The sequence below is a fragment of the Candidatus Devosia phytovorans genome (assembly GCA_029202405.1).
Lineage (GTDB): Bacteria > Pseudomonadota > Alphaproteobacteria > Rhizobiales > Devosiaceae > Devosia > Devosia phytovorans.
This window is the reverse complement of the sequence record CP119312.1, coordinates 2,161,357-2,174,785: the sequence shown is the minus strand read 5'-3', so window position 1 is coordinate 2,174,785 and position 13,429 is coordinate 2,161,357. Positions and strand designations below refer to the sequence as shown.

At 63.1% G+C, this 13,429-nt stretch carries 14 protein-coding genes; 7 read left to right on the top strand and 7 right to left on the bottom strand.

Going from position 1 to position 13,429, the window contains the following annotated elements; genetic code table 11:
* Window positions 1–280: 280 nt before the first annotated feature.
* Complete coding sequence (locus P0Y65_10790) at window positions 281–1,315, top strand: sulfate ABC transporter substrate-binding protein (GenBank protein ID WEK02694.1); 1,035 nt, start codon at window positions 281–283, stop codon at window positions 1,313–1,315.
* Window positions 1,316–1,377: 62 nt separating this feature from the next.
* Here the strand turns inward: P0Y65_10790 and P0Y65_10785 are convergent, their stop codons facing one another.
* The 5 genes from P0Y65_10785 to P0Y65_10765 all read right to left on the bottom strand — a co-directional run bounded on the left by P0Y65_10785 (window position 1,378) and on the right by P0Y65_10765 (window position 4,138).
* Window positions 1,378–1,764, bottom strand: a complete 387-nt coding sequence (locus tag P0Y65_10785) for a helix-turn-helix transcriptional regulator (protein WEK02693.1) — start codon at window positions 1,762–1,764, stop codon at window positions 1,378–1,380.
* Between the two features lies 1 nt (window position 1,765).
* Window positions 1,766–2,119: a type II toxin-antitoxin system RelE/ParE family toxin gene (locus P0Y65_10780; protein ID WEK02692.1), complete on the bottom strand. Its 354-nt coding sequence runs from the start codon at window positions 2,117–2,119 to the stop codon at window positions 1,766–1,768.
* 61 nt (window positions 2,120–2,180) lie between these two features.
* Window positions 2,181–2,471, bottom strand: coding sequence for a hypothetical protein (locus P0Y65_10775; GenBank protein ID WEK02691.1), 291 nt, complete (start codon window positions 2,469–2,471; stop codon window positions 2,181–2,183).
* Window positions 2,472–2,643: 172 nt separating this feature from the next.
* Complete coding sequence (locus P0Y65_10770; protein WEK06782.1) at window positions 2,644–3,183, bottom strand: flavin reductase family protein; 540 nt, start codon at window positions 3,181–3,183, stop codon at window positions 2,644–2,646.
* 352 nt (window positions 3,184–3,535) lie between these two features.
* Entirely contained in the window at window positions 3,536–4,138 is a 603-nt protein-coding gene (locus P0Y65_10765; GenBank protein ID WEK02690.1) for a superoxide dismutase, read from the bottom strand.
* Window positions 4,139–4,355: 217 nt separating this feature from the next.
* On the opposite strand from P0Y65_10765, the gene P0Y65_10760 reads away from it, so the two are divergent.
* From P0Y65_10760 to P0Y65_10740, 5 genes are all read left to right on the top strand, one after another.
* Window positions 4,356–4,958 carry a transcriptional regulator gene (locus P0Y65_10760; protein WEK06781.1) on the top strand — a complete coding sequence of 201 codons (603 nt, stop codon included), beginning with the start codon at window positions 4,356–4,358 and terminating at the stop codon, window positions 4,956–4,958.
* The gene (locus tag P0Y65_10755; protein WEK02689.1) at window positions 4,955–5,452 is read left to right on the top strand and encodes a group III truncated hemoglobin; all 498 of its coding nucleotides are present in this window, start codon (window positions 4,955–4,957) and stop codon (window positions 5,450–5,452) included. Before P0Y65_10760 ends, P0Y65_10755 begins: the two co-directional genes overlap by 4 nt.
* A 249-nt stretch (window positions 5,453–5,701) precedes the next feature.
* Complete coding sequence (gene cysT / locus P0Y65_10750; GenBank protein ID WEK02688.1) at window positions 5,702–6,571, top strand: sulfate ABC transporter permease subunit CysT; 870 nt, start codon at window positions 5,702–5,704, stop codon at window positions 6,569–6,571.
* On the top strand, window positions 6,555–7,433 hold the full coding sequence (cysW, locus tag P0Y65_10745) for a sulfate ABC transporter permease subunit CysW (protein WEK02687.1): 879 nt from the start codon (window positions 6,555–6,557) through the stop codon (window positions 7,431–7,433). The genes cysT and cysW overlap by 17 nt, the downstream gene beginning before the upstream one ends.
* A 5-nt stretch (window positions 7,434–7,438) precedes the next feature.
* The gene (locus P0Y65_10740; GenBank protein WEK02686.1) at window positions 7,439–8,476 is read left to right on the top strand and encodes a sulfate/molybdate ABC transporter ATP-binding protein; all 1,038 of its coding nucleotides are present in this window, start codon (window positions 7,439–7,441) and stop codon (window positions 8,474–8,476) included.
* Window positions 8,477–8,620: 144 nt separating this feature from the next.
* On the opposite strand, the gene P0Y65_10735 is transcribed toward P0Y65_10740, so the two are convergent.
* Entirely contained in the window at window positions 8,621–9,088 is a 468-nt protein-coding gene (locus P0Y65_10735; GenBank protein WEK02685.1) for an Lrp/AsnC ligand binding domain-containing protein, read from the bottom strand.
* A 179-nt stretch (window positions 9,089–9,267) separates the two neighbouring features.
* Here P0Y65_10735 and putA point away from each other — a divergent pair, with 179 nt between their 5' ends.
* Window positions 9,268–12,651 (top strand): bifunctional proline dehydrogenase/L-glutamate gamma-semialdehyde dehydrogenase PutA, encoded by a 3,384-nt coding sequence (gene putA / locus P0Y65_10730; protein WEK06686.1) that lies wholly within the window; start codon window positions 9,268–9,270, stop codon window positions 12,649–12,651.
* Between the two features lie 184 nt (window positions 12,652–12,835).
* On the opposite strand, the gene P0Y65_10725 is transcribed toward putA, so the two are convergent.
* Window positions 12,836–13,327 carry a GAF domain-containing protein gene (locus P0Y65_10725; GenBank protein WEK06685.1) on the bottom strand — a complete coding sequence of 164 codons (492 nt, stop codon included), beginning with the start codon at window positions 13,325–13,327 and terminating at the stop codon, window positions 12,836–12,838.
* Window positions 13,328–13,429: the final 102 nt, after the last annotated feature.

Below are 13,429 nucleotides of genomic sequence, written 5' to 3'. Positions count from 1 at the left end.
GTCACTCTAGGCACGCCGCTCGCACCTGTCTGCCTCTCCTTCAACCACTAGCGCGGCGTCATAATGGCAGCATGACAGCAAGGCCCGATTGCTCGACGATCAGATTGGAATGAATTTGCGCAGACCGAGCCTTTTTCTCGCTCTCCGCCATGTTTTTCTCGCCAGAACCTCGAATGCAGCAAACTGTTTTCCCGCGCGTTACAACAGCGCGAGCCCATCGCCTTGCGATAGACGATTGGTCTGGTAGTCTTTTCCCATCGATCTCATCGGGGAGACAGAGATGAAGAACGCTTCAAGATACATCGCCTACGCCGGTCTGGCCGCCTCGCTGATGCTGGGCTTTGCCGTCACCACGGCGCATGCGCAGGATCGCACCCTGATCAACGTCAGCTACGATCCGACCCGCGAGCTCTACCAGCAGTTCAACCAGGCCTTCACCACTCACTGGCAGGAAACCGCGGGTGAAACCGTGGCCATCCAGACCACCCACGGTGGCTCAGGCGCCCAGGCCCGCACGGTCATTGATGGACTCGAGGCCGATGTCGTGACCCTGGCGCTCGAATCCGACATCAACGCCATTTCCGACGCCGATCCGACGCTGATCCCCGCCGACTGGCGCGGCACGCTCGAAAACAACAACGCCCCCTATACCTCGACCATCGTCTTCCTGGTCCGCAAGGGTAATCCCAAGGGTCTCAATGACTGGGGCGATCTCACCAATGATGGCGTCGAGGTCATCACGCCCAATCCCAAGACCTCTGGCGGCGCCCGCTGGAATCTCCTCGCAGCCTGGGCCTGGGCCAAGGCGCAGCCGGACGGCTCCGATGAAACCGCCCAGGCCTATGTCACCGAGCTCTACAAGCACGTCCCCGTGCTCGATACCGGTGCCCGCGGCTCCACCACCACCTTCGTGCAGCGTGGCATCGGTGATGTCCTTCTCGCCTGGGAAAACGAAGCCTATCTCGCCCTCGAGGAACTCGGCCCCGATGCCTTCGACATCGTGACCCCCTCGGTTTCGATCCTCGCCGAACCCCCCGTCGCGCTTGTCGTCGGCAATGCCGAAAAGAAAGGCAATACCGATCTGGCCCAGGCCTATCTCGAATATCTCTATTCCGACGAAGGCCAGGCGATCGCTGCCGCCAACTACTACCGTCCCTTCAAGCCAGAAGCCGCAGCGCCGGAAGACGTCGCCCGCTTCGGCGAGGTCAACCTCGTCACCATCGAGGACTTCGGCGGCTGGCGCGAAGCCCAGCCCCACTTCTTCGGCGACGGCGGCATCTTCGACCAGATCTACACCGGCACGCCGGCGCAGTGATCCAAGGCAATCGTCCTCCCGGACGTTAGGACGCCGGCCCTCGGGCCGGCGTTTTTGTTCTCTCAGGCCGACTTCTTGCGGTCTGCCGCCGCGACAATCGCCTTCGATTTGACCGGCTTGCCATTTCGCAGCGGAATCTCCGCCTTCGATCCATCCGGAAAGTCAGCCACGATGCGCAACTGACCACCAAGCCCGCTGACATAGCGCTGCAGCGTCTTGATCTGCACGCTCGTCACCGCATTCTCGATCCGCGAAATTTCACCTTGCTTGAGGCCCGTCCTTTCGGCGAGGTCAGCCTGCGTGACGGTCAGGGCCTTGCGAACACTCGCCAGGTGGATTTCCGCCATCATCCTGTCTGCTTCGGCAAGAATTTCGGCCTGTTCCTCGGGAGGGCGGGCGTTGAAATGCCTGTCAGCGGGGAGGAAGTCGGATCTCTTGTACCTTGTCATGTCAACTCTCCTGTGCCAGCCATTCATCAAGTCGCGCATCGGCCAAACGGATGAACTTCTTGTAGAAGGCCGTCTGGTTCTCGCCTTCCTTGTCCCCTCCGACCAGGATGACGGCGTTGCGTGCGGGGTCGAACGCAAATGCAAAGCGCCAGACACCGTCGGCGTTGAGCCGAATTTCCTTCATGTTCCCATGACGCGACGCATTGAGCGTATCGACATAGGGGCGTCCTAATGCTGGCCCGTGCTCTCTGAGAATCTGGACGACAGCATCCAGCTTTTTCTGCGTTGAAATGGGCAGCCTTTCCCATTCTCGCGCAAACTTCGGATGTTCCAGAACAACCCAAACACCAGCCATTCCCGCGCCCCCAAGCGCAGAAATTATAGGCCTCAACCTATATCAGTTCAAACTGATAATATCAATGAACAGTAGGCACTTGCTCGATCAGCGAGTCATCATCCTTGCCGTCTGCGCCAATCTTTGGTCCCGCCCAGAACACGATATAGAGCAGTTCCTCACCCGCCGCGTCGGTGATTTCGATCGACCGGGGCAGGCGCGTGTCTCCGCCCGTACTCGCCGCATGCTCGACGATCGCCTTGGCCAGGGCTGCGGCCTTGTGCTCTGCCGCGTCGAGATCTGGCAGTTCGCTGCCATCCACGTCGCGGATCAATTCATCATCGGTGCGGTAATGGAAAAAGAACTGGGGCATGAACGCCTCCCATGGAGCGTTTTCAGCAAAAGTGGATACCGCTTTTGCGGTTCGAAAACGCGACCTTCCAAAAATTTAGAGCAATTTCGGCGTTTCGAAGAAACGGTGAAATGCTCTGAACAGGGAATGCCGGAGCGGGGCAGGAGTTGCGAGCTTGGCACTTTCCGGCGTGTCAGTCGAGCCCGGCCAGTCCGTGATAGGCATGGCGCTGCCAGATCAACGGCGCCCGACTTGTCGTGGTTTCCGCCTCGACGATCGCGCCGGCAAACAGCACATGCGTACCCGTTTCGATAGCGCCGATGACTTCGCAGTCCAGTGCCGTCACTGCGCCCAGCAGCATCGGATGGCCCGAGGGCCAGGCCTGCCACTCGCCCAGCGCAAAGCGCCCGCTCGCCTCGACCTTGCCGGCAAAGGCATTGGCAATGTCGGACTGGTCCTCGGCCAGCATGGCCAGCGAGAAGCCGCCCGTCTTGGCAATGAAATCGGCCATCCGGCTGACGATGTCGATGGACACCAGCACGGCCGGCGGATTGGCCGACATGGAGAGGACGGCTGTCACCGTCCGCCCGATCCGCTCGTCGCCCCGCCGCGCCGTCACCACGCTGACCGTGGAGGCGGTGGCAGCCATGGCCGAGCGGAATTCCGCGTTGCCGATCACCGGCCGTCGCGACTGTCGCAGGTGCATCGTATCGGGCAGGTCGAAATCAGCCATCAGGGTCAATTCTGTCTCCGGCGACAAGCAGGCCGCCCATCGCATCGTCTTCGGAATTTTGTCAGGGGAGGATTTGACCCCGCCCACGATGTCATCCCGGCCTCGAGCCGGGACCCATCCCGGGATGGTGCCTCAGCCGCAAGCTCTATCAATGAAGCTCAGGAAGCATCCCGGCTCAAGGCCGGGACGCAACAGTGGTTACCAGGCGCCACAGGGGCGACCGGATTTCGCTCAGGCTGAGCCGAAAGGGGTGGTGTTCGAGAACCGGAGCGGAGCGTACGTTTGGGTACGTGAGCACCGGAAGCGCAGAACACTGCCCGTTGCAGGCCAGCATCAGTGAAATACGGCGCCCCTAGCCCAGATTGGCTTCGGCAAATTCGTAGTTCGCCAGCTTGTCGAGGAAGTTGGTCACATAGTCCGGGCGGCGATTGCGGAAGTCGACATAATAGGAGTGCTCCCACACATCGAGGCCGAGCAGCGGCTTGCCCTCGCCGGTCGCCAGCGGATTGGAACCGTTAGGTGTCTTGGTGACCTTGAGCTTGCCATCGGTTCCCAGCACCAGCCAGGCCCAGCCCGAACCGAACTGCGTCGTCGCAGCCGTCTTGAACTGCTCCTTGAAAGCGTCGACCGAGCCGAGATCGGCAACGATCTTGGCCTCCAGCTTGCCGGGCAGGGCGCCGCCCTTGGGCGACAGCGCGTTCCAGAAGTGGATGTGGTTCCAATGCTGGCCGGCATTGTTGAACACCGGCGCCAGGTCCGCCTTGCCATTGGCAAAGGTGATGATCTCTTCCAGCGACTTGCCCTGCAGGTCCGCGTTCTTTTCAACGAACCCGTTCAGTGCCGTCACATAGGCCTGGTGGTGCTTGTCGTGGTGCAACTCCAGCGTCTCCTGGCTCATGCCGTTCTCGGCAAGGGCTGAATGAGCATAGGGCAGGGCGGGGAGTTCAAAGGCCATTTGCAGGCTCCATCTTTTAGCTGCGACAGCGCGGCACTTGCATAAACAACGCCTGCCATCTAATTTCCAAGTAATGACTTTGAAAACCTCTGGCGCAAATATGTCAAGCCCAGGCTTGGATAATCGGTTCGACGTCACCGGCATGGGCGCCCCCCGAGCCGGCGCAGCCGCGACAAACGCAACTTGGTCTCCCAGGAGCCCGGCCGAACGCGTGCTGATGGCGCTCAAGATGCATGGCGAACTGTCCTCTTCCGAACTGGGCACCAAGCTTTCCACCACTGGCGAAGCCGCGCGCCAGCAACTGGCGCGCCTCGCCGAAGAGGGCCTTGTGCAGTCGTTCAGCGAGGCAAGGGGCGTCGGTCGGCCCACCCAGCGCTGGAGCCTGACGCCCACTGCCCAGTCCCGCTTCCCCGACACCCATGCAGCTCTCACCGTTCAGCTCCTCGGCATCGTCAAGGATGCTTTGGGTGAAGCCGCGCTTGATACGCTGATTTCCGTCCGCGAAGCCGAGACGCGCAACGCCTATGCCGCCGCCATCGCCGACGACCTGCCGCTGCGCGACAAGGTCGCCGCCCTCGTCGGCCTGCGCTCTGCCGAAGGCTATATGGCCGATTGGCGCGAAGAGGCCGACGGATCCTTCACCCTGGTCGAAAACCATTGCCCGATCTGCGCCGCAGCCACCGCCTGTCAGGGCTTCTGCCGCGCCGAACTCGACGTCTTCCGCGCCATCCTTGGCCCGAAAACACAGATCGAGCGCGGCGAGCACATCGTCTCCGGCGGCCGCCGCTGCACCTATGCCATCTCAGAGATCACGCCATGAGCGACGTCGACAATCCCCGGCCACCACTCGGCACCCAGCACAGGCGCGTTGGTTGGGAGACTCCCGAAGGTCTCGACGAGGCCCTGATCCGCAGGGTTGTCGACAGCTTCTACGCTGATGCCCGCCGCGATCCCGTCATCGGCCCCATCTTCAATCGCGTCGTAGCGCCCGAAGCCTGGCCCGCCCACCTCGCCACCATCGCCGATTTCTGGAGCTCCATGCTGCTCGGCACCGGCCGCTATGCGGGCCGCCCCATGCCCAAGCACATGGCCATGCCCGAGCTTGCCGACGAACATTTCATGCGCTGGCTCTCGCTCTTCCGCCGCACCGCGGAAAACCTCTGCCCGCCCGACATCGCCGCGCTATTCATCGAGCGCTCCGAACGCATCGGCAATTCCTTCCGCATGAACATCTACATGCGCCGCGGCGACGACATCACCACGCTCGGTCCCTTGGAGCGCGAGACCTCTCCCATCTGGACGCCCGAGCGCTAGCGCGGTCGGAAACCGCGTCAAACCAGTTTGCACGACGCTACAAATTTCTGTTCCAACAGCGAAAATTGCGCTTCCTGACTGCGCCAATCTCCAATCCAGCCTGCCGCTAGCACAATTTTCTTTCCCCGCTTGCGTAAACGCCACGACCTCGCTTTGATAAACCCGACCGATCCAATAGGGTCGCGACCGCCGTACCGGTTGAGGGGTCGACATGATGACAGCAGCTACTTTCGCCATCTGGGGCGCCACTTGAGCACCGCGCCGTCCTCCGCAACACGCCGCGCCTGGAGCTTTCGCCAGCCCAGCGTCATTCCCGGCTTCGGGCTAACGCTCGGCTTCACGCTCACCTATTTTTCCCTGATCATCCTGATCCCGCTGGTGGCCCTGGCCGTCCGCTCCGCCGGCCTCGGCCCCGAGGGCTTCTGGAAAGCCGCCACCGATGCCCGCGTGCTCGGCTCGCTCCGCGTCAGCTTCGTCACCGCGCTCATTGCCGCTTCGGTCAATGTGATCTTCGGCACGCTGATCGCCTGGGTGCTGGTGCGTTACCGCTTCCCCGGCCGCCGCATTTTTGATGCCATCATCGATCTGCCCTTCGCGCTGCCCACCGCCGTGGCCGGCATTGCGCTCACCGCCATCTACGCCCCCAATGGCACCGTGGGCGCGCTCTTTGCCCCGCTCGGCTGGCGCATCGCCTACACCCCGGCCGGCATCGTCATCGCCATGATCTTCATCGGCCTGCCCTTCGTCGTCCGCACCATCCAGCCGATCTTGGAAGAGGTCAGCCACGAAGTGGAAGAGGCTAGCGCGACACTGGGCGCCAACCGTTTCCAGACCATCTTCCACGTCATCCTGCCCAGCCTCATGCCCGCCATCCTCACCGGCTTTGCGCTCGCCTTCGCCCGAGCCGTGGGCGAATATGGCTCCATCATCTTCATCGCCGGCAACATTCCCTTCGTCTCGGAAATCGCGCCGCTGCTGATCTACATCCGTCTGCAGGAGTTCAACTATGTCGGCGCCACGGTCATCGCCACCGTCATGCTGCTGATCTCCTTTGCCCTGTTGCTGCTGATCAACCTGATCCAGGCCTGGTCGCGCCGGAGGTATGGCTATGGCCACTAAGCTCACCGCCCGCACCAGGCGCCGCGTTTCCCCCACCAGCGAAAGCCGCGCCGTCCAGTATCTGCTGATCGGCATTGCCCTGGCCTTCATGGCCGTCATCCTGGTGTTGCCGCTCTATGCCGTCTTCCACGAGGCCTTCGCCAAGGGCATCGGCCCCTTCTTTGCCGCGCTCACCGAACACGACGCCCAGGCCGCCATCCGCCTGACGCTCCTGGTCGCAGCGATCGCCGTGCCGCTCAACGTCGTCTTCGGCCTTGCCGCCTCCTGGGCCATCGCCAAGTTCGAATTCAAGGGGAAAGCCTTCCTGATCACCCTGATTGATCTTCCCTTCTCGGTCTCCCCGGTGATCTCTGGCCTCGTCTATGTCCTGCTCTTTGGGGCAGGGAGCTTCCTCGGCCCCTTCCTCAAGAGCTACGGCATCGAAGTCCTCTTCGCGCTGCCCGGCATTGTCCTCGCCACCATTTTCGTCACCTTCCCCTTCGTCGCCCGCGAACTGATCCCGCTGATGCAGGACCAGGGTACCGGCGACGAGGAGGCGGCGCTCTCGCTCGGCGCCAATGGCTTCCAGACCTTCTGGCGCGTCACCCTGCCCAATATCAAATGGGGCCTGCTCTACGGCGTGCTGCTCTGCAACGCCCGCGCCATGGGCGAATTCGGCGCCGTCGCCGTGGTCTCGGGAAAAATCCGCGGACAGACCACCACCATGCCCTTGCAGGTGGAAATGCTCTACAACGAATATAATGCCGCGGCGGCCTTCGCCCTGGCGTCGCTGCTGGCCCTGCTCGCGCTGGTCACGCTGGTTTTGAAATCTGCGCTGGAATGGCGCTTCGGCGAGGAAATCGCCGCTGCTAAATCGGAATAGGATCTATGGAAGTTCGCGTTCAAAATGTGCGCAAGGAATTTGACCGGTTTCCGGCGCTGCATGATGTCTCGCTCGATATCCGCTCGGGCGAGCTGATCGCGCTGCTCGGCCCCTCGGGCTCGGGCAAGACCACGCTGCTGCGCCTCATCGCCGGCCTAGAAATGCCGACCCAGGGCAAGATCTTCTTCGGCGATACCGATGCCTCCGAAAAGACCGTACAGGAGCGCAACATCGGCTTTGTCTTCCAGCATTATGCCCTGTTCCGGCATATGACGATCCTCGAAAACATCTCCTTTGGCCTGAAAGTCCGCCCGCGCTCGACCCGCCCGCCCAATGGCGAGATCCGTCGCCGCGCCATGGAATTGCTCGACCTCGTCCAGCTCTCGGGCCTTGAAAAGCGCTATCCCAACCAGCTCTCCGGCGGCCAGCGCCAGCGCGTCGCACTCGCCCGCGCCCTCGCCATCGAACCCGCCGTGCTGCTCCTCGACGAACCGTTCGGCGCCCTCGACGCGCAGGTCCGCCGCGAACTGCGCAAATGGCTGCGCGAAATCCACGACCGCACCGGCCACACCACGGTCTTCGTCACCCACGACCAGGAAGAGGCCCTCGAACTCTCCGACCGTCTCTGCGTCATGAGCCAAGGCAAGATCGAACAGGTCGGCACGCCCGACGACGTCTACGACCGCCCCACCTCGCCCTTCGTCTTCGGCTTCATCGGTGATTCCAGCGAACTCCCCGTCACCGTCGAAAACGGCGAAGTCTGGATCGGCGGCCGCGCCATCGGCATCCCCGCCGGCGACACACCTTCCGGCAACGCCCGCCTCTTCTTCCGCCCCCACGATGCCGAACTGGTCGAAGCCGATGCAGCCCTCGCCGGCGTCGTCACCACCACCCGCCGCGTCGGCGGCACCCGCCGCGTCGACCTCGCCATCGGCGGCGACAACCATCCGGTCGAGGTAGACCTCCCCTTCGACCACCCCGCCGGCGAAAAAACCCGCCTGGCCTTCCGTCCCAAACGCTGGAAGTTGTTTCCTGCAGGGTAGCGGATACCCCCACCTAACCTCCCCCTGATAGGGGGAGGAACAGATCCAGCTTGAGGCACCAAGTAGCCAAACCCACCGGCCGGATCCCTCCCCCTATCAGGGGGAGAATAGGAGGGGGTATCCGACGAAGACTCCCCTTCGCCGCTACTCTTCATCCCCCTTCACCGCCTCCATGGAAACATGGGTAGATGTATGCGCCACATGGGGCAGGGCGCTGATTTTCTCCCCCAGCACCTCCCGATAATCCGCAATATCCTTCGTCCGCACCTTGAGCAGATAGTCAAAGCTCGAGGCGATCATATGCGCCTGTTCCACCTCGGGGATCGCCCGCACCGCCTTGTTGAATGCCGCCAGCGCACCCTTGCGCGTATCCGATAGCTTCACCTCCACAAAGGCCACATGAGGTAGGCCCAACCGCTTCGGGTCGATCACCGCCCGATAACCCAGGATATAGCCCGCCTTCTCCAGCCGGGTGATCCGCGCTTGGCAGGGCGTTTTGGAGAGGTTCACCCGCCGGCTCAATTCCGCCACGCTGATCCGCCCATCCTTGGCCAGCTCATCGAGAATCCGCCGGTCGATCTGGTCCAAAGTCTCGTAGCTGACGATTTTCATGGGCGCTTGTCCTGCAATATGCCCTTACGATAATGCCTGATCGCGTCCAGCGCCACCACATCAGGCGAAACGCCTGTCAAAGCCGTGTCATTCTCCCGCCAGATTTCCAGTAGACCTCATGGTGAGGTGCGAGCTCTTCGCGAGACTCGAACCACGAGGTCGTGCCCCAAGAGCGCCCCATGTCCGACATCGCCGCCGCCCGTTCCGACCTCCACGCCCGCAACCTCGCCGACGAGACCAAGCTGGTCCGCCAGCTCATCGCCGATACGGGTCTCGACGCGACGGCGCGCCAGAAAATCTCTGCTCACGCCGAGCAATTGGTCAAAACCGTCCGCACCGGCAATCGCCTCGGCCTCATGGAAAGCTTCCTCGCCGAATATGGCCTCGCCACCGACGAGGGCGTGGCGCTCATGTCGCTGGCCGAAGCCCTGTTGCGCGTGCCCGATGCCGAAACCGTCGATGCCCTGATCCACGACAAAGTCGGCGGCTCCAACTGGGCCAGCCATTTCGGCGCCTCCTCCAATCAGCTGGTCAACTTCTCCTCCTGGGCCCTCAGCCTCACCGCCGACGTCCTCGGCGATCCCGAAGTCGGCCCGAAAAACGCACTGCATCGCGCCGTTGCCCGCCTCGGCGAGCCCGTCATCCGCACCGCCGTCGCCCAGGCCATGCGCCTCTTGGGCAGCCAGTTCGTCTTCGGCCGCACCATCGACGAAGCCATCCAGAATGCCAAAAAGCCCGAGGCCCTCGGCTATCGCTACTCCTACGACATGCTGGGCGAAGCCGCCCGCACCAGCGAAGACGCCGCCCGCTATTTCCTCGCTTATTCCCGCGCCATCGCCAGCCTCGCCCCCCACTGCAAGTCGCCCTCCGTCCGCGACAATCCCGGCATTTCGGTAAAACTGTCGGCGCTTCACCCGCGCTACGAGGTCGCCCAGCGCCACCGCGTCATGACCGAGCTGGTGGAAGCCACGCGCAAGCTCGCCATCCAGGCCCGTTCCGCCAACATGGGCTTCAACATCGATGCCGAAGAGGCCGACCGCCTCGATCTCTCCATGGATATCATTGCGGCCGTTCTCGCCACGCCCGAGCTGGCCGGCTGGGATGGTTTCGGCGTCGTCGTTCAGGCCTATGGCAAGCGCGTCCTGCCTTTGATCGACTGGCTCCAGGCCACCGCCGCTTCGCTCGATCGCAAGATCATGGTGCGCCTCGTCAAGGGCGCCTATTGGGATGCCGAAATCAAGCGCGCCCAAGTCATGGGCCTCGACGGCTACCCGGTTTTCACCCGCAAGGCCTCGACCGACATTTCCTATATCGCCGCGGCCAAAAAGCTCTTCGCTTCGCCCAATATCTACCCCCAGTTCGCCAGCCACAACGCCCACACCGCCAGCGCCATTCTCCACCTCGCGGCCGAAGCCGGTCGCTTCAAGGACTCTTACGAATTCCAGCGCCTGCACGGCATGGGCGAGCGCCTGCACGAAGTGCTGCGCACCAATCACGACACAAGCACCCGCATCTATGCCCCGGTCGGCGCCCACAAGGACCTGCTCGCCTACCTCGTCCGTCGCCTCCTCGAAAACGGCGCCAACGGCTCCTTCGTCTACCAGATCGCCGACGAGGACATCCCCGCCGCCACCGTCGCCGAAGACCCGATCGGCAAAGTGCTCGCCCTCGATACCATCCCCAATCCCGCCATCCCGGCACCCCAGGCCATCTTCGGTGCCCGCCGCAATTCCATCGGCCTCGACCTCACCGACCCGGTGACCTTCCCCGCCATGGACGCCGCCCGCGAAGCCTTCCGCACAACCCAGTGGCACGCCAAGCCGCTGACCGTGAAAGCGCCAACCAAGGGCACGGCAGTCGAACTGAAAAACCCCGCCGACCACAGCGACATAATCGGCACCGTCACCGAAGCCACGGCCACCGACGTCGCCACCGCCATCAAGTCCGCCGCCGCCTCCGCCTGGCCAAAGACCTCGGCCTTCGTCCGCGCCACGCGCCTGCGTGCCGTCGCCGATCTTTACGAAGCCAACCGCGCCGAACTCTTCGCGCTCCTCGCCCGCGAGGCAGGCAAATCCTGGGCCGATGCCGTGGCCGAAGTCCGCGAAGCCGTCGATTTCCTGCGCTACTACGCCGCCCAGGCCGAAGCCATCCCTCTCGCCGCCCCGCGGGGTCCCATCGCCGCCATTTCGCCGTGGAATTTCCCGCTGGCCATCTTCACCGGCCAGATCGCGGCGGCTCTCGTCGCCGGCAATCCGGTGCTGGCCAAGCCCGCCCCACAGACCCCGCTCATCGCCTTCCGCGCCGTCCAGCTCATGCTCGAAGCCGGCATTCCCAACAATGCCATCCAGCTGCTGCCCGGCGCCGGCGAGGTCGGCACCGCGCTGACCTCCAACCCCGCCATATCAGGCGTGGTCTTCACCGGCTCGCTCCCCACCGCCCGTAAGATCGACGCCGTCATGGCCTCCAATCTCGATCCCATGGCGCCGCTCATCGCCGAAACCGGCGGCCTCAACGCCATGGTCGTGGATTCGACCGCGCTTCCCGAACAGGCTGTGCGCGACATCCTCGCGTCCGCCTTCCAGTCCGCCGGCCAGCGCTGCTCGGCCCTGCGCGTGCTCTACGTCCAGGAAGACGCTGCAGAACGCACCGTGGAAATGCTCAAGGGCGCCATGGACGAGCTGACCCTGGGCAATCCCTGGAGCCTTTCGACCGACATCGGCCCCGTCATCGACGAAGCCGCCCGGGCTAAAATCCAGGCCCATGTCGATACTTACAAGAAAAACGGGAATCTGATTCACAGGTTGAATACGCCGGAAGGGAAGGGGACCTTCGTTGCCCCCGCAGTCCTGCGCGTAAAAGGCATCGAAGACCTCAAGGAAGAAATCTTCGGCCCCGTCCTCCATGTCGCGACCTATAGGGCAGACGATCTCCCGGCCGTCATCGCCGCCATCAATGCCTCGGGCTATGGCCTGACCTTTGGCCTCCACACCCGGATTTCCTCGCGCGTCCGACAGCTCTCGCAGACGGTCAAGGCCGGCAATATCTACATCAACCGCAACCAGATCGGCGCCGTTGTCGGCTCGCAGCCCTTTGGTGGCGAAGCCATGTCCGGCACCGGTCCCAAGGCCGGCGGCCCGCACTACCTGCCGCGCTTCACCCAGGGTCCCGTTCCCGCCGAAGCCGCGCCGCTCCCGCTGCCCGGCCCGACCGGCGAGAGCAATGTCATGCACACGGCCCCTCGTGCTGCGGTCCTTTGCCTCGGCCCAACCACGGCTGACCAGCAGGCCCAGGCCACCATGGCCGCCACCCTGGGCAGCACGGCCATGCTCGCCGAGCTCGATTTCGACGCCCTGTCCCACGCCACCACCTTCGACGCTGTCGCCTGGTTCGGCGACGAGACCACCCTCCGCGCCATCCGCATCGCCATGAGCGCCCGCACCGGCGCCATCCTGCCGCTGCTGACCTCCATGCAAGACGCCGGCAAACTCCTCCTCGAACGCCACGTCTGCATCGACACCACGGCCGCCGGCGGCAACGCATCGCTAATGGCGACCGCCGGATAAGGAAGAATACCCCCACCTATCCTCCCCCTGAAAAGGGGGAGGGACCCGGTCGGTGGATTTGGCAACATGGCGCCCCAAACTCGATCTGTCCCTCCCCCTTATCAGGGGAGGCTAGGAGGGGGTACACCAACAAAAAAAAGCCCGCGGACATCCGCGGGCCTTTCCAATTCATAAGGCTAGGGATTTACCGCAGCGCCACAGCCATCGCCAGTTTCGCCGGAATCTCCAGCACATCCCTGATCACCTGCACCCGCTCCTCCGTGAAATACCCTTCCACATTGAGCATGTTCACCGAGCCCAGCATTTCATCGCCCAGAAACACCGGCATGTTGACGATCGACTGGCAGCCCAGCGCATTGATCAGCTCGTAATCAAACAGCAGCTTGGAAATATCCTCGATCGTGTTAGCGACATAATAGGCCCGCTGCTTGTGCACGAGGTCGAACCACGGTCCATAATTGAGCGGCTTGGTGCCCGAGGTCGGATAGTCCACCGGATGGCTGGTGAATGCCCGGCTCGACTCTTCCTTTTCCATGTCCACGATCATCACCGTAAACAGCTTCGCGCCCACCACGCTCTGCACCAGCGTCTGCAAGGCGTTAAACGCCGCATCCTGCCCCTTGGCCAGAGCGATCTCGGCATTGAACTGGGCGAGCGCCGTCGTGTGGTCAGTCATAGTTTTTCCTGGTTTTTGTTGGGCGCACCTTGCGATCCACACCCACGGTGTCATCCCGGCCTTGAGCCGGAATCCATCTCGATATCGCGCCACGGCCGCAAG